This window comes from Burkholderia sp. SR8 (assembly GCF_052851275.1).
This window is the reverse complement of record NZ_JAULUC010000034.1, coordinates 20,936-36,532: the sequence shown is the minus strand read 5'-3', so window position 1 is coordinate 36,532 and position 15,597 is coordinate 20,936. Positions and strand designations below refer to the sequence as shown.

The 15,597-nt window shown below is 69.3% G+C and carries 13 protein-coding genes; 11 read left to right on the top strand and 2 right to left on the bottom strand.

The features are described from left to right. Positions 1-2: 2 nt before the first annotated feature. From Q3A80_RS29085 to Q3A80_RS29070, 4 genes are read left to right on the top strand one after another with little or no spacing between them, the layout of a single operon-like run. Positions 3-461, top strand: a complete 459-nt coding sequence (locus tag Q3A80_RS29085) for a MaoC family dehydratase (RefSeq protein WP_446332254.1) — start codon at positions 3-5, stop codon at positions 459-461. Continuing rightward, on the top strand, positions 461-1,684 hold the full coding sequence (locus tag Q3A80_RS29080; RefSeq protein ID WP_446332253.1) for a CaiB/BaiF CoA transferase family protein: 1,224 nt from the start codon (positions 461-463) through the stop codon (positions 1,682-1,684). The genes Q3A80_RS29085 and Q3A80_RS29080 overlap by 1 nt, the downstream gene beginning before the upstream one ends. Then, the gene (gene aroE, locus Q3A80_RS29075; protein ID WP_446332252.1) at positions 1,681-2,523 is read left to right on the top strand and encodes a shikimate dehydrogenase; all 843 of its coding nucleotides are present in this window, start codon (positions 1,681-1,683) and stop codon (positions 2,521-2,523) included. The genes Q3A80_RS29080 and aroE overlap by 4 nt, the downstream gene beginning before the upstream one ends. A 19-nt stretch (positions 2,524-2,542) precedes the next feature. Continuing rightward, positions 2,543-2,725, top strand: a complete 183-nt coding sequence (locus Q3A80_RS29070; protein ID WP_446332251.1) for a hypothetical protein — start codon at positions 2,543-2,545, stop codon at positions 2,723-2,725. A gap of 67 nt (positions 2,726-2,792) precedes the next feature. Here Q3A80_RS29070 and Q3A80_RS29065 read toward each other — a convergent pair whose 3' ends face one another. Together Q3A80_RS29065 and glcC are read right to left on the bottom strand one after the other, a co-directional pair. Then, positions 2,793-4,274, bottom strand: coding sequence for a nitronate monooxygenase (locus Q3A80_RS29065; protein WP_446332250.1), 1,482 nt, complete (start codon positions 4,272-4,274; stop codon positions 2,793-2,795). A gap of 201 nt (positions 4,275-4,475) precedes the next feature. Continuing rightward, positions 4,476-5,246 carry a transcriptional regulator GlcC gene (gene glcC / locus Q3A80_RS29060; protein ID WP_446332249.1) on the bottom strand — a complete coding sequence of 257 codons (771 nt, stop codon included), beginning with the start codon at positions 5,244-5,246 and terminating at the stop codon, positions 4,476-4,478. A gap of 223 nt (positions 5,247-5,469) precedes the next feature. Between glcC and glcD the strand changes: the two genes are divergently transcribed. From glcD to Q3A80_RS29025, 7 genes are all read left to right on the top strand, one after another. Next, complete coding sequence (gene glcD / locus Q3A80_RS29055; RefSeq protein ID WP_446332248.1) at positions 5,470-6,969, top strand: glycolate oxidase subunit GlcD; 1,500 nt, start codon at positions 5,470-5,472, stop codon at positions 6,967-6,969. Then, a complete protein-coding gene (gene glcE / locus Q3A80_RS29050) occupies positions 6,969-8,051 on the top strand; it encodes a glycolate oxidase subunit GlcE (RefSeq protein WP_446332247.1) in 1,083 nt (360 codons plus the stop codon). The genes glcD and glcE overlap by 1 nt, the downstream gene beginning before the upstream one ends. Before the next feature lie 24 nt (positions 8,052-8,075). Then, on the top strand, positions 8,076-9,302 hold the full coding sequence (glcF, locus tag Q3A80_RS29045) for a glycolate oxidase subunit GlcF (RefSeq protein WP_446332246.1): 1,227 nt from the start codon (positions 8,076-8,078) through the stop codon (positions 9,300-9,302). A 14-nt stretch (positions 9,303-9,316) separates the two neighbouring features. Then, entirely contained in the window at positions 9,317-9,721 is a 405-nt protein-coding gene (locus tag Q3A80_RS29040) for a GlcG/HbpS family heme-binding protein (RefSeq protein WP_446332245.1), read from the top strand. A 67-nt stretch (positions 9,722-9,788) separates the two neighbouring features. Next, positions 9,789-11,963: a malate synthase G gene (locus Q3A80_RS29035; protein ID WP_446332244.1), complete on the top strand. Its 2,175-nt coding sequence runs from the start codon at positions 9,789-9,791 to the stop codon at positions 11,961-11,963. A gap of 550 nt (positions 11,964-12,513) precedes the next feature. Then, complete coding sequence (locus Q3A80_RS29030; RefSeq protein ID WP_446332243.1) at positions 12,514-14,079, top strand: sensor domain-containing diguanylate cyclase; 1,566 nt, start codon at positions 12,514-12,516, stop codon at positions 14,077-14,079. A gap of 119 nt (positions 14,080-14,198) precedes the next feature. After that, entirely contained in the window at positions 14,199-15,578 is a 1,380-nt protein-coding gene (locus Q3A80_RS29025) for a cache domain-containing protein (protein ID WP_446332242.1), read from the top strand. The last annotated feature ends 19 nt before the right edge of the window (positions 15,579-15,597 follow it).

The window sequence follows — 15,597 nt, the reverse complement described above, 5'->3', positions numbered from 1 at the left end:
CCATGACGATCGTCGAAAAATACTGGGACGACGCCCGCGAGGGCGACACGTGCACCAGCCCTGATTACATCGTGACGAAGGAGCGCATCCTCGCGTACGCGGAACTCACCGGCGACCATACGCCGGTCCACGTCGACGAGGAATACGCGAACGCCAGCCATTTCGGCTGCCTCGTCGCGCACGGACTGTTCGGGCTGTCGATTGCCGACGGCCTGAAGACGCAGAGCGACTACCGGTTCCTGCCGGGCATGTCGCTCGGCTGGACCTGGGATTTCCTGCTGCCGATCAAGGTCGGCGACGTGCTGCACGTGGAATTCCGCGTCGGCTCGATGCGCGCAAGCAAGAGCCGCCCCGAATGGGGCATCGTCGTGCTGCCGTCGGAACTCGTCAATCAGGATGGGCAGGTCGTTCAACGCGGCGAACATCGGCTGATGGTGCCGCGCCGCCCGGGAGCACAGTGATGCAGGCCCGCCCCCTCGAAGGCATCCGCGTCGTCGACTACAGCCACTTCCTCGCCGGTCCGTACGTCGGGCGCTGTCTCGCGGCACTCGGCGCCGACGTGATCAAGGTCGAGCGTCCCGGCACCGGCGACGCCGGGCGCCAGCATGCGACCGTGCTCGACGACCAGCAAAGCGGCTATTTCCTGCAGCTCAACATGGGCAAGCGCGGCGTGAGCGTGAACATGAAGGACGCGCGCGGCAAGGCGTTCATGCAGCGGCTGTGCGACTCCGCCGACGTATTCATCGAAAACTACCGGCCCGGCGCGCTGGACAAGCTCGGCCTCGGCTATGCGGAGCTGTCGGCACGCAATCCGGGGCTCGTCTACTGCTCGATTTCGGCGTACGGGCATACCGGCCCCGATGCGCATCGGGCCGGCTTCGGGCTGATCGCGGAAGCGAAGAGCGGCATCATGCAGATGGTCGGCACGCCGGGCGAGCGGCCGCCGCTGCTGCGCATTTCGCTCGGCGACATGTACACCGGCATTCATGCGGTCGCGGCCATCAACGCCGCGCTGCTGGGCCGCGTGAAAAGCGGCCGCGGGCAACACATCGACATGGCGCTGTACGACACGCTGGTCTCGATGCACGAATACGCGGTGCAGTGCTACACGCTGCAGGGTGTGCTGCCGGAGCAGACCGGGCACGACATGCCGACTTCGACGCTGTACGGCGTGTTCCGCGCGGCGGACGGCGATCTCGTGATCGCGGCACAGGTCGACGACGCGTGGAAGCGTTTCGCTGCGATGATTGCCGCGCATGGCGGACCGGCGGACTTCGGCACCGACACGCGCTTTCACGACAGCGTCGGGCGTAACGCGCATCGCGCGGCAATCCTGGCGGTGGTCGAGCCGTGGGTGGCCGCCCGCTCGGTCGCATCGGTGCTCGACCTGCTGGACGGCATCGACGTTCCGTGCGCGAAGGTGCAGCGCATCGACGAGGTGCTGGCCGATCCGCAGATCCAGGCACGCGGCATGGTCGTCGAGCAACAGCATCCGCGCTACGGGACGCTTCGCCTGCCCAACCTTCCGTTCCGGTTTTCCGATTGCGATACGACGATTCGCGACGTCGCGCCCGATCTCGGGCAGCACAACGCGGAAGTCGCGCAATCCCTCGGGTTCGATTCGGCCGAGATCGATGCGCTGCTGGCCGATGGCGTCCTCTATTCACATGCGAGCCAACGATGACTGACCAGTACGCGGTGATCGGCAATCCGATCGGGCACACGAAATCCCCGCTGATTCACGGGCTGTTCGCGCAACAGACGCAGCAGGACCTCAGCTACACGGCCATCGAAGGGCCGCTCGAGCCGGCGGGCGCGTTCGCCGACGTGGTGCGCGGGTTCTTCGAAAGCGGCGGCAAAGGAATCAACGTCACCGCGCCGTTCAAGCTCGACGCGTTCGCGATGGCCGACGAACGAAGCGAGCGTGCGAAGCTGGCGGGCGCGGCCAATGCACTGAAGTTCGACGGCGGCCGCATCGAAGCCGACAACTTCGACGGAATCGGGCTGGTTCGCGATATCGAAGTCAACCTGCGCCTGCCGATGGCCGGCAAGCGCGTGTTGCTGCTCGGCGCCGGCGGTGCGGCGCGCGGTGCGCTGCTGCCGTTCCTCGACGCGCGGCCGGCCGAACTCGTCATCGCGAATCGCGACGTCGACAAGGCGCGCGCACTGGTCGCGCAGGTGTCGCAATCCGGCAGAGGCGGTTCGCTCGTTGCGGCCGGCTATGCGGACCTCGCTCGAATGGGGCGTTTCGACCTGGTGGTCAATGCGACGTCGGCGAGCCTGACCGGCAACCTGCCGCCCGTGCCGCCGAGCGTGTTCAGTCCGCACGGCACAGCCTACGAACTCGCTTACGGCAAGCGCCTCACGCCGTTCCTGCGGCTCGCGAGAAATGCGGGCGTGCACGGGATCGCGGATGGGGTCGGCATGCTGGTCGAGCAGGCGGCCGAAGCGTTCGCGTGGTGGCGCGGTGTGCGTCCGCAAACCAGTTCGGTGATCGACCGGCTTGCCGTGCCGTTCGACTGAACGCGCGATGGGCGGCGGCATGGAGACGATCCTGATGCTCCAGGCCGCCATCACGGAAGTGCCGCTCACGCAGTTCGACGGCGTTTTTCTCCCGGCGGCCGCTCCGGTCGACATGCTGCGCCGACGAGCCTTTTCTCTGCGGGTTGCGCTGCACGTTACCCACAGGCAACTTGTGCAGAGGCGAGCGATCGCGCGAGCGTGAACGGCGCAAAGCGCGCGCGAATCGCCGCGGTTCCGTCACACCGTGCCGCCGTCGCGCTCGCACATCGTCACCCGCCGCCCGCCCCCTTCTCCCTCAACCGCACATCGACCGCGCCGATGTTCTTCTCGTGCGCGACCAGCATCAGCGACAGCGCATGATGCATATCGGGATCGGCGAGCGTCGGCAGCAGCGCCTGCAGCTTGCGCACGACCCAGCGCTGGCCGCGATTCAGGAACGCCATCCGCTCGGCCAGAGCGTCGATCGCCATCGCCTTTTCATAGAATGCGCCGGTCGCGCGCGTCGGCGTCGCGCCGAGCGTGCGGATCGCGTCGACCAGCACGCTGCACCAGTGCGCCTCGTCCTGCCGGATATGTGCGATCAGCCGATGCAACTCGGGATCGTCGCTGACTTCGGCCGCCGTTTCCGACGCCACGCGTGCGCCTGCACGCTCGGCCTCCAGCAGCTCGTCGAGCGCTGCGAGCAACGCCGTACGCTGCTCATCCGTCACCCGTGCAGCAGGCGCCACCGCGTGCTTCTCGACGATCGCCGCCGCATCGAGCACGATCCGGCGCAGCACGTCTGCGGCCGACTCGATCTTACCGATCCGCCCCGCGCCCGTGCCCGCATACAGCGCCATCGCCTCGAAATCGCCGGTCATCGTGCGCAGCGGCGAATCGGTGCTGAACAGATAGATCGGCCGCCCTTCCTCGTCGCCGATCACGGTGCGCTCGCCGCCGAACGGATCGCCGCGCTCGCCGCGCGTCACGCTCGACGGCAGCACGCGCACCCGCGCGCCGCGCGGCCAGTTGATGTGAAAGATGTCGGTCAGCAGCGTGTCGCCTTCGCGCGCATCGACGATCCGCTGCCGGTGATACGCATGCGCGAACGACTCGTGCGTCGCGATGAACGCAGTGCCCATCACCGCGCCCTGCGCGCCGAGCGCCATCGCGGCGGCTACGTCCGCGCCGTCGACGATCCCGCCCGCAGCCAGTACCGGCAACCGCGTCGCGCGGACCACCTGCGGCAGCAACTCGGCCAGCGGCCGATCGCCGCGCACATGGCCGCCGGCCTCGTGCCCCTGAACGATCAGCGCCTGCGCGCCGGCCGCCTCGGCCGCGCGCGCATCGTCGAGCGAACCGACCTGATGCACGACGCGCACGCCCGCGTCGCGCAGGCGCCGGACGACACCCGGCATCACGTCCCAGAACAGCGCGACGACCGGCACCCGCAGTTCGATGCACGCGTCGAGCTGCGCATCGAGCAGCTCGGGCGGCGTCGACGCGGGGATCAGGTTCACGCCGAACGGCCGCTCGGTGGCCGCGCGCACCTGCCCGACTTCGCGCCGGATCAGCGCGACCGGCTCGCGCACCATCCCGAGAAAACCGAACCCGCCGGCTGCGCTCACGGCGCTCGCCAGTTCGGCCCGCGCGACGCCGCCCATTCCCGCGAGCACGATCGGCCAGGCACAGCCGAGCAAGTCGCAGACGGGGCGATGCAGAATCTGGACGGCGCGGGCTTCGGGCCCGTCGCCACGCATCGGAATCGACATGCAGCGTCCTCCTTCAAGGATCGGCGGCGCGTCACGGTCGACCGCCATCGTGCGCATCGCGCAACGGCAAAACGGGTCGTATCGGGCCGCGCATCGAATAGCTCACATTGTGACATATTTGGCCGTCAGCCCGCATCGCCGGCGCCGGTTGCTTGATGCGCGTCACGCGGGCGACGGCTGCGCCGGCGCACCCGGTTCGAATCAGTTCCATCCCTCGAGTCGCAGCGTCGAGCGCACGAGCCGCTGCTCCTCGGCTTCGATCTCGCGCAGATACTCGACGCACTGCCGGATATGTTCGCTCGCGGCCTTGCGCGCCTGGTCGGGCAGCCGCCCCGTCACCGCGTTGTACAGCCGCGCGTGCTGGCGGTCGATCTGCTTCTTCAGCGGCTCGCGGTGATACAGGTTGTTCACCGACGCGAACACGGAACTGAGCAGCAGATCGGTCAGCGACTGCAGCGTGTTGACGAGCACCGGATTGTGCGACGCCTCGCAGATCGCGAGATGGAACGCATGATCGAGCTTCGCGCGCGCGGCCGGGTCGAGATCCTGCGCGTCGGCCGCCGTCATCTCGTCGTAGCGGCGCTTGATCAGGATGAAGTCGGCCGGCGTGCCGCGCAGCGCGGCGAGCCGCGCGGCTTCCGTCTCGAGCATGCCGCGTACCTCGAACAGGTCGTACAGCGTGCGCGGCTGCGAGCCGAGCAGATGCATCATCGGCGAGACTTCGCGGTGCGGGGTCAGGCTCGCGACGAACGAGCCCTTGCCGTGCGTCGTGTCGATGATGCCGCGCGCGCGCAGCAGTTTCATTCCTTCGCGCACCGCGGTGCGCGACACGCCGAGCTTCTCGGTGAGCCGCCGTTCGGACGGCAGCGCCTGTCCGGCCTTCAACACGCCGTCGACGATCAGCTGCTCGATCCGCTCGGCGACGACATCGGCGACATTGCGCGCCGGCGCTTGTCGATCCTGCAATTCCATACTGGTATGACCACTCCGGACGAATATCGCCGATTTTCGCACGAACCCTTGTACGGATTGGGTTTTCCATTGTCACTGAAGCCCCTCGCCGGCCGCGCTTCGAAAAACTGGTATGACCACGCCCGCGACGTCTGGACACGCATCGGCCGCCCGCCAAGAATGCCGTCCATCCGGCGCGCCGCGCATCGCGTGGCCGCCTGCATGGTGGAGACGGAGACACACGATGAGTTTCACCTACGACGAACGGATCGACGGCCCGCTGGCGACCGTCGACCGCGCCACCCTGGTCGCCGCGCTGAATGCGGCGGCACCCGGCCTCGACGTGCTGCACGAGCGCGAGGCGCTGAAGCCGTTCGAATGCGACGGCCTCGCCGCGTACCGCACGGTGCCGCTCGCGGTCGTGCTGCCCGACACGGTCGAGCAGGTGCGCGCGGTGCTGCGCGTCGCGGCCGCGCACCAGGTGCCGGTCGTCGCGCGCGGCGCGGGCACCGGGCTGTCCGGCGGCGCGATGCCGCTCGAGAAGGGCATCCTGCTCGTGATGGCGAAGTTCAACCGGATTCTCGAGATCGACGCCGATGCCGGCATCGCGCGCGTGCAGCCCGGCGTGCGCAATCTCGCGATCTCGCAGGCCGCGGCGCCGTACGGCCTCTACTACGCGCCCGATCCGTCGTCGCAGATCGCGTGCTCGATCGGCGGCAACGTCGCCGAAAACGCGGGCGGCGTGCATTGCCTGAAATACGGGCTGACGGTGCACAACATCCTGAAGGTCGAGATCCTGACGATCGACGGCGACACGCTGACGCTCGGCGCCGACGCGCTCGACGCCCCGGGCTTCGACCTGCTCGCGCTCTTCACCGGCTCCGAAGGCATGCTCGGGATCGTCACCGAAGTGACGGTGAAGCTGCGGCCGTTGCCGCCGAGCGTGAAGGTGCTGATGGCGAGCTTCGACGACGTCGCCGAAGCCGGCGCGGCGGTCGCGCGGATCATCGGCGCGGGCGTGATCCCCGGCGGGCTCGAGATGATGGACAACCTGGCGATCCGCGCGGCCGAGGACTTCATCCATGCAGGCTACCCGGTCGATGCGCAGGCGATCCTGCTGTGCGAACTCGACGGTGCGGCAAGCGATGTCGACGAAGATGCCGAACGCGTCGCCGCGCTGCTGCGCGATGCCGGCGCGTCGGAGATCCGCGTCGCGTGCGACGAGGCCGAGCGGCAGCGCTTCTGGGCCGGCCGCAAGAATGCGTTCCCGGCGGTCGGCCGCATGTCGCCCGACTACTACTGCATGGACGGCACGATCCCGCGCCGCGAGCTGCCGCGCGTGCTCGAAGGGATCGCGGCACTGTCCGCCGAATACGCGCTGCCGGTCGCGAACGTGTTCCATGCGGGCGACGGCAACATGCATCCGCTGATCCTGTTCGACGCGAACCGTCCCGGCGAGCTCGACCGCGCCGAAGCGCTCGGCGGCAGGATCCTCGAGCTGTGCGTCGCGGTGGGCGGCAGCATCACCGGCGAACACGGCGTCGGCCGCGAGAAGATCAACCAGATGTGCGTGCAGTTCAACGCCGACGAAATCACGTTCTTCCATGCGGTGAAGGCCGCGTTCGATCCGCAGCGGCTGCTCAATCCCGGCAAGAACATTCCGACGCTGCACCGCTGCGCCGAATTCGGCGCGATGCATGTCCATCACGGCAAGCTGCCGTTTCCCGAACTGGAGCGCTTCTGATGCGACGCGACCCCGAACTCGAATCGATCGACGACAGCGCGGCGCTCATCGCGCAAGTGGACGCCGCGCTCCGCGATCGCCAGCCGCTGCAGATCCGCGGCGCGGGCACGAAGGCGTTCGTCGGCCGCGCGGTCGACGGCCGCTCGCTCGACGTGCGCACGCACCGCGGCATCGTCGCGTACGATCCGACCGAACTCGTGATCACCGCGCGTGCGGGCACGCCGCTCGCCGAACTCGATGCGGTGCTCGACGCGGCCGGCCAGATGCTGCCGTGCGAGCCGCCGACGTTCGGCGGCGCGGCCACCGTCGGCGGGATGTTCGCGGCTGGGCTGTCGGGCCCGCGCCGCCCGTGGGCCGGCGCGGTGCGCGACTTCGTGCTCGGCTGCCGCGTGATCACCGGCCATGCGAAACATCTGCGTTTCGGCGGCGAAGTGATGAAGAACGTCGCCGGCTACGACGTGTCGCGGCTGCTCGCCGGCAGTTTCGGCTGCCTCGGCATCGTGACCGAGGTATCGCTGAAGGTGCTGCCGAAGCCGCGCGCGACCGAAGACCTCGCGTTGCCGCTCGCGGCCGGCGAAGCCGTGCAACGCGTCGCCGCATGGCGCCGCGCCGGCCTGCCGCTGGCCGGCGCGTGCCATGCGGACGGCGTGCTGCGCGTGCGGCTCGAAGGCGGCGAGGGTTCGGTGAAGGCCGCGCGCGACGCGATCGGCGGCGAACGGATGGACGCTCGCGACGATGGCTTCTGGGCGCGCCTGCGCGACCTGTCGCTGCCGTTCTTCGACGATCCGCGGCCGCTGTGGCGCGTGTCGGTGCCGGCCCTCGCGCCGCTCGACGCGCTTGCGGGCGCGCAGCTCGTCGACTGGGGCGGCGCGCAGCGCTGGCTGAAGACCGACGCGGCGCCGGCCGACGTGCAGCGCTTCGCCGCGCAGTGCGGCGGCCACGCGACCTGCTTCACGCCCGGCACGACGCCCGAGCCGTTCCAGCCGCTGCCGCCGGCGCTGCTGCGCGTGCATCGGCAGCTGAAGGCCCGGCTCGATCCGCATGCGATCTTCAATCCCGGCCGCCTGTACGCGGACGTCTGACGCCAACCCGACTTCGAACCGCCGATGCAAACCAATCTCAGCGAAGCAAGCAAGGCCCTCGACCGGGCCGACGAAGCGGAAGCGATCCTGCGCGCGTGCGTGCACTGCGGCTTCTGCAACGCGACCTGCCCGACCTATCAAGTGCTCGGCAACGAGCTCGACGGGCCGCGCGGGCGCATCTACCTGATCAAGCAGATGCTCGAAGGCGAGCCGTGCGGCGAGCGCACGCAGCAGCATCTCGACCGCTGCCTGACCTGTCGCAACTGCGAGACCACGTGCCCGTCCGGCGTGCGCTATCACACGCTGCTCGACATCGGCCGCGCGGAAGCCGAGAAGCGCGTGCGGCGTCCGGCGCGCGAGCGCGTGTTGCGCGCGGGCCTGCGTCACGTCGTGCCGCGCCCGGCGACGTTCGCCGCGCTGCTGAAGGCCGGCCGCGCACTGCGTCCGCTGCTCCCCGGCACGCTGCAGGACAAGATCCCGGCCGCCGTGCCCGCGGCCGCGCCGCGCCCGCCGGTGCGCCATGCGCGCCGCGTGCTGATGCTCGAAGGCTGCGTGCAGCCGTCGCTGTCGCCGAACACGAACGCGGCCGCCGCGCGCGTGCTCGACCGGCTCGGCATCAGCGTGACGCCGGCGCGCGAGGCCGGCTGCTGCGGCGCGACCGAATATCACCTGAACGCGCAGGATGCCGGGCTCGCCCGCGCGCGCCGCAACATCGATGCGTGGTGGCCGGCGCTCGAGGCCGGCGCGGAAGCGATCGTGCTGACGGCGAGCGGCTGCGGCGCGTTCGTGAAGGAATACGGCGACCTGTTGCGCTCCGACCCCGCGTATGCGGACAAGGCACGACGCGTGAGCCTGCTCGCGCGCGACCTCGCCGAAGCGATCGCGGCCGAACCGCTCGACGCGCTGGCCGATGCGACGCCGCGCCGCGTCGCGGTCCATTGTCCGTGCACGCTGCAGCATGCGCAGCGGCTCGGCGGCGCGGTGGAAGGCATCCTGACGCGGCTCGGCTTCGATCTGACGAATGTCGCCGACGGCCACCTGTGCTGCGGCTCGGCCGGCACCTATTCGCTGACGCAGCCCGAACTCGCGACGAAATTGCGCGACAACAAGCTCGATGCGCTCGAAGCCGCCGGCCCCGACCTGATTGTCACGGCCAACATCGGCTGCCAGACTCACCTGAACGGCGCGGGCCGCACGCCCGTGCGCCACTGGATCGAGCTCGTCGACAACCGACTCGTCAACCGACGCTGATTCCGGAGAACCCCATGAAGACCAAACCCGAACTCGAACTCGCCGACGTCGAGCGCATGCTCGCCGCCGCCCGCGCGGAAGCCGAACGTCATGGCTGGGCCGTGTCGATCGCCATCGTTGACGACGGCGGCCACCTGCTCGCGTTCGCGCGCCTAGACGGCGCGTCGGCGGCGAGCGCCCATATCGCGCAGGACAAGGCGCGCGCGGCGGCGCTCGGCCGCCGCGAGACGAAGGCGTATGAGGATATGATCAACAGTGGCCGCACCGCGTTTCTGAGCGTGCCGCTGACGGGCCTGCTCGAAGGCGGCGTGCCGGTCGCGGTGGACGGCCGCATTGCGGGCGCGATCGGTGTGTCTGGCGTAAAGTCCGAACAGGACGCGCAGATCGCCCGCGCCGGTACACAAAGCGTCGTGGCATAGGGCCTGTTCACGCTAATAACGGGCTTGCCAACGCGCGCGCGTTTTTCATTCCCCGGGAGGAATCACGATGATCGACCAAGCAGGACTGCAAGTCGCGCCAGCGCTGAGCCAGTTCATTGAAAACGAAGCACTGCCGGGCACCGGTATCGACAAGGCCGCGTTCTGGAGCGGTTTCTCGGCCCTGGTGCACGACCTCGCGCCGCGCAACCGCGAACTGCTCGCGGAACGCGACCGCCTGCAACTGGAACTCGACGCATGGCACCGCGCAAACCCCGGCCCGGTGCGCGACCACGCCGCGTATCGCGCGTTCCTCGAAAAGATCGGCTACCTCGTGCCGGTCCCGTCGAACGTCGCGGCAGCCACCGCGAACGTCGACAGCGAGATCGCGACGCAGGCCGGCCCGCAGCTCGTCGTGCCGCTGTCGAACGCGCGCTACGCGCTGAACGCCGCGAACGCGCGCTGGGGCAGCCTGTACGACGCGCTGTACGGCACCGATGCGCTGCCGGAAGACGGCGGCGCGGAGCGCACGTCGGCCTACAACCCGACGCGCGGCCAGCGCGTGATCGATTACGCGCGCGGCGTGCTCGACAACGCGGCGCCGCTCGCGAGCGGCTCGCACCGCGATGCGCTGCGCTACCGCGTGCAAGGCGGCCAGCTCGCCGTCGAAACCGGCAAGGGCGTCGTGCACCTCGCGCAGCCCGCGCAATTCGTCGGCTATCAGGGTTCGGCCGACGCACCGTCCGCGATCCTGCTGAAGCACAACGGCCTGCACGTCGAGATCCAGATCGACGCATCGACGCCGATCGGCCGCGCCGATCTCGCGAACGTGAAGGACGTCGTGCTCGAAGCCGCGGTCAGCACGATCATCGACTGCGAGGATTCGGTCGCGGCGGTCGACGCCGACGACAAGGTCCAGCTCTACCGCAACTGGCTCGGCCTGATGCAGGGCACGCTGGTCGAGGAAGTCGCGAAGGGCGGCAAGACCTTCACGCGCCGCCTGAACGCCGATCGCGAATACACGACGCCGGCCGGCGGCACGCTGTCGCTGCACGGCCGCTCGCTGCTGTTCGTGCGCAACGTCGGCCACCTGATGACCAACGGCGCGGTGCTCGATCGCGACGGCAACGAGATTCCGGAAGGGATCCTCGACGGCGTCGTCACGACGCTGTGCGCGCTGCACGACCTGAAGGCGAAGCGCAACTCGCGCACGGGGTCGATCTACATCGTGAAGCCGAAGATGCACGGCCCGGCCGAAGTCGCGTTCGCCGACACGCTGTTCGCGCGCATCGAGGATCTGTACGGCCTGCCGCGCAACACGCTGAAGATGGGCATCATGGACGAGGAGCGCCGCACCAGCGTGAACCTCGCCGCGTGCATCGCGGCCGCCGCCGCGCGCGTCGCGTTCATCAACACCGGCTTCCTCGATCGCACCGGCGACGAGATGCACACCGCGATGGAAGCGGGCCCGATGATCCGCAAGGGCGACATGAAGTCGTCGGCGTGGATCCAAGCGTACGAGCGCAACAACGTGCTCGCGGGCCTGTCGGCCGGCCTGCGCGGCCGCGCACAGATCGGCAAGGGCATGTGGGCGATGCCGGACCTGATGCATGCGATGCTCGAGCAGAAGATCGCACATCCGCGCGCCGGCGCGAACACCGCGTGGGTGCCGTCGCCGACCGCCGCGACGTTGCACGCGCTGCACTACCATCTCGTCGACGTGCAGGCCGTCCAGCAGGAACTCGAGAAGACGCCGTACGCGAGCGAGCGCGACGCGCTGCTCGAAGGGCTGCTGACCGTGCCGGTCGTCGAGCGCGCCGCGTGGAGCGAGGCCGAGATCCTCAGCGAAGTCGAGAACAACGCGCAGGGCATCCTCGGCTACGTCGTGCGCTGGGTCGAACAGGGCGTCGGCTGCTCGAAGGTGCCCGACATCCACGACGTCGGCCTGATGGAAGACCGCGCGACGCTGCGGATCTCGAGCCAGCACATCGCGAACTGGCTGCGCCACGGCGTGATCACCGAAGCATTCGTGCTAGACGTGTTCAAGCGGATGGCGCGCGTCGTCGACCAGCAGAACGCCGGCGATCCGAACTATCGGCCGATGGCGCCTGGCTACGACCAGTCGACCGCGTTCAAGGCCGCGTGCGCGCTGGCGCTGCAGGGCACGTCGCAGCCGAGCGGCTATACCGAGCCGCTGCTGCATCGGTTCCGGCTCGCGTTCAAGGCGCAGCAGCACGGCGCGTAAGCGTCGGCGGGCGCGCTTGCCCGCATGCGGTTTCACGAAACGGACGGCCCTCGCGGCCGTCCGTTTTTCCTGTGCGGATTGACGCGGACGCCAACAAGAACGACCGGTGCGTATCGCACGAGTCCGGATTGCGCATGCGCGGCCCGTCAAGGCACGCAAGCGCGCGGGCAGCGGAACGGGCGGCGGCGTGCTGCGGGCGCACATCTTGCGCCGCACCGTTGCGCGCGCAATTCACAAGCAGCGGCCGCCCCGGTAATTTGATCGGGATCAACGGCCCGCAACATTTTTCGCGCCCGCACATGTGCGCGTTATACTCGGACCCATCCACGCGGCCCGATGCGCCGGATCGTCGAATGGCGGCAAAACTTGCCGGCAAAACGGGGAGATCGACCGGTTCGGGCGGCCGCGATTTTCGATAATTGGCGCCCGTTACCACGATCGTCGCCAGGGCAGAACACACGGGGGCCGCGTACCGGATCGCCACGCGCCAATCATACGAACAATTGCATCGAGCCGCGTGCTGGCGGCGGTGCCGCTCGCTTCACCGACCATGGCAGAAACCGACTACGCAATGCCCAGCGAATCCGGTCCGACGGGCCGCGTCGCCGCTCAGTTGCGCCGGCTCCTGCTGCCGCACCTGATCTTTTATTCCGGGCTGCTGATCGGTCTGCTCCTGCTGCTCCTGTGCGGCATCGTGCTGTACGAGGCCCGCATCGACGCGCGCGATCGCGCGCGCATCACGCAGCAGAACATCGCGCTGATGGCGTCGTGGGACATCGAACGCAATATCGAGCTGTATGCGCTGTCGCTGCAGGCGGTCGTCGAAGGCGAGAACGATCCGGCGGTCACCGCGTTGCCGATGCCGCTGCGTCGCCAGGTGCTGTTCGATCGCGCGACGACGGCCAAATACCTCGGCGGCATCTACGTGCTCGACGCGAACGGCGACATCGCGGTCGACGGCAAGAGCGACGTGCCGCGCAAGGCCAATTTCGGCAACGAACCGTACTTCACCGTGCACCGCGATCACCCGGACGTCGGCCTGTACGTCAGCGATCCATACCGTTCGCGCTTGCGCGGCGGGTCGCCCAGCATCGCGCTCAGCCGGCGGATCACGCGGCCCGACGGGTCGTTCGGCGGCGTCGCGGTGATGTCGATCCGGCTCGAATATTTCCAGGACCTGTTCTCGCGCCTCGCGCTCGGCGATCGCGGTTCGATGGCGCTGATCAACACGAAGGGCCTGATGCTCGCGCGCCAGCCGTACGATCCCGCGATCGTCGGCCGCAACATCAGCAAGGCGAGCACGTTCCGGCAGTTCATGACCGCCCGCGAAGGCAGCTTCGCGGATACCGCGTCGATCGACGGCGTGCGGCGCCTGTACGTGTTCCGACATCTCGAGCACCTGCCGCTGATCATCATGGTCGCGCGCTCGGAAGCCGATACCTACGCCGCGTGGTACGACCGCGCGATCCCGATCGGCTCGGCGATGGCCGTGCTTGCGCTCGGCTTCGTCGGCCTGTCGCTGCTGCTCGACGTGCAGCTGCGCAAGCGCCACCGCGCGGAAACCGAGCTCGAGGCGCTCGCGCGCACCGACGGCCTCACCGGCCTCGACAACCGCCGGATGCTCGACGTCACGCTCGCGCGCGAATGGCGTCGCGCCGCGCGCTCGCAGCACGCGCTGTCGCTGCTGTTCGTCGACGTCGACCACTTCAAGCGCTACAACGACACGCAAGGCCACCAGGCCGGCGACGACGCGCTCGCCGCGGTCGCGCGCTGCATCGCCGGCTGCCTGCGGCGGCCGGCCGACTATGCGGCGCGCTACGGCGGCGAGGAGTTCGTCGTCGTGCTGCCCAACGTCGATACGGACGGCGCCGTGACGATCGCCGAGGCGATCCGCAGCGGCATCCTCGATCTCGGCATCCGGCACGACACGGGCACGGCCGGGCGTCTCACCGCGAGCATCGGCGTGACGACCTGCTATCCGGAGCGCGACGACAGCATCCAGGCCGCGCTGAAATTCGCCGACGACGCGCTGTACCGCGCGAAGGAGCGCGGGCGCAACCAGGTCGTCGTGCAGACGGCGCCGCGCGCCGCCGGGCGCGAGCCGCGGCGCGCGTGAACACCGGCGGGTCTTCCGCCATCCCGCCGCCTGCGGGCAAAATCGCCGACAATGTCGGCTCGCCGCGCCGCGCGCTCGGCGACGCCCGCCCGCCGCGGCGGCGCACGCTTCCGATCACCATGAGACTCAAGGCAAAGATTTTCCTTCTGGCCATCGTGCCGTTCCTGCTCGCGATCGCCGGCATCGGCTTCGGCGTGCGCCAGCAGGCGACGTCGCTCGCGCGCACGCAGCACGCGACGATCCAGGCCGCGTACCTGTCGAGCAAGGAAGTCGAGCTGAAGCATTACGTCGAGCTCGCGACGAGCGCGATCATGCCGCTGTACGACGCGAGCGGCGGCAACGCGCGCGACGACGGGATGCTGCGCACGCAGGCGCTCGCGATGCTGCAGAAGATGGATTTCGGCCCCGACGGCTATTTCTTCGTCTACGACCTGCACGGCAACGCGCTGATGCATCCGCGCGAGCCCGAGCGCGTCGGCCACAACTTCTGGTCGATGCGCGACCCGCAGGGTGCGCTGACGATCCAGCAGCTGATCGGCGCCGCGTCCCACGGCGGCGGGTACGTGCGCTACACGTGGCAGCGGCCGTCGACGGGCAAGGCCGCGCCGAAGCTCGGCTACGTCGTCGCGCTCGAACGCTGGGGCTGGATGGTCGGCACCGGCATCTATCTCGACGACGTCGACACCGCGCTGCAGCGCATCGATGCGCGCGCGTCCGCGAACATCGAGCGCACGATGAGCTGGCTCACCGCGATCGCGCTGACGGGCGCCGCGGCGATCGCCGTCTGCGCGCTGGTGCTGAACGTCAGCGAGTCGCGCAGCGCCGACGCGAAGCTCAAGCAGCTCGCGCAGCGCGTCGTCGAATCGCAGGAACAGGAGCGCGAGCGGCTGTCGCGCGAGCTGCATGACGGGATCAGCCAGATGATGGTGTCCGCCAAGCTGATGCTCGAATCCGCGCTCGCGCGGTTCGAGCGCGGCGCGACACGGATGCCCGAAGCCGAGCAGGCGCTCGCGTCGGGCGTCGGGCGGCTCGGCGACACGTTGCGCGAAGTGAGGCGCATCTCGCATGCGCTGCGCCCGGCGATGCTCGACGATCTCGGCCTCGCGGCCGCGCTCGAACAGCTCGTGCGCGAACTCGGCACGGAAAGCGGCATCGACATCGGCTATACGCAGGTCGCGCACAGCGGCGCGCGGCCGTTGCCCGCGGCGGTCAACACGGCGCTGTTCCGGATCGCGCAGGAAGCGCTCAGCAACATCGTGCATCATGCGCAGGCGTCGCGCGCGGCCGTCACGCTCGACGTCGGCGCGCATGCCGTCACGCTGACCATCGCCGACAACGGCTGCGGCTTCGATGCCGAGCGGACGCAGACCGATGCGCGCCGCGGCATCGGTCTGCGCAACATGCGCGAGCGCCTCGATGCGCTCGGCGGCACGCTGACGATCACGTCGCAGGTCGGCCACACCGTCGTCGCCGCGCGCGTGCCGCTGCGCGCCGCCTGACGGCGCGCCACCATCACCG

Excerpts from the sequence above, each read along its gene's own strand:
- Q3A80_RS29085 (WP_446332254.1), top strand. The coding sequence starts at position 3 with ATGACGATCGTCGAAAAATACTGGGACGACGCCCGCGAGGGCGACACG.
- Q3A80_RS29080 (WP_446332253.1), top strand. The coding sequence starts at position 461 with ATGCAGGCCCGCCCCCTCGAAGGCATCCGCGTCGTCGACTACAGCCAC.
- aroE (WP_446332252.1), top strand. The coding sequence starts at position 1,681 with ATGACTGACCAGTACGCGGTGATCGGCAATCCGATCGGGCACACGAAA.
- Q3A80_RS29070 (WP_446332251.1), top strand. The coding sequence starts at position 2,543 with ATGGAGACGATCCTGATGCTCCAGGCCGCCATCACGGAAGTGCCGCTC.
- Q3A80_RS29065 (WP_446332250.1), bottom strand. The coding sequence starts at position 4,274 with ATGTCGATTCCGATGCGTGGCGACGGGCCCGAAGCCCGCGCCGTCCAG.
- glcC (WP_446332249.1), bottom strand. The coding sequence starts at position 5,246 with ATGGAATTGCAGGATCGACAAGCGCCGGCGCGCAATGTCGCCGATGTC.
- glcD (WP_446332248.1), top strand. The coding sequence starts at position 5,470 with ATGAGTTTCACCTACGACGAACGGATCGACGGCCCGCTGGCGACCGTC.
- glcE (WP_446332247.1), top strand. The coding sequence starts at position 6,969 with ATGCGACGCGACCCCGAACTCGAATCGATCGACGACAGCGCGGCGCTC.
- glcF (WP_446332246.1), top strand. The coding sequence starts at position 8,076 with ATGCAAACCAATCTCAGCGAAGCAAGCAAGGCCCTCGACCGGGCCGAC.
- Q3A80_RS29040 (WP_446332245.1), top strand. The coding sequence starts at position 9,317 with ATGAAGACCAAACCCGAACTCGAACTCGCCGACGTCGAGCGCATGCTC.
- Q3A80_RS29035 (WP_446332244.1), top strand. The coding sequence starts at position 9,789 with ATGATCGACCAAGCAGGACTGCAAGTCGCGCCAGCGCTGAGCCAGTTC.
- Q3A80_RS29030 (WP_446332243.1), top strand. The coding sequence starts at position 12,514 with ATGGCAGAAACCGACTACGCAATGCCCAGCGAATCCGGTCCGACGGGC.
- Q3A80_RS29025 (WP_446332242.1), top strand. The coding sequence starts at position 14,199 with ATGAGACTCAAGGCAAAGATTTTCCTTCTGGCCATCGTGCCGTTCCTG.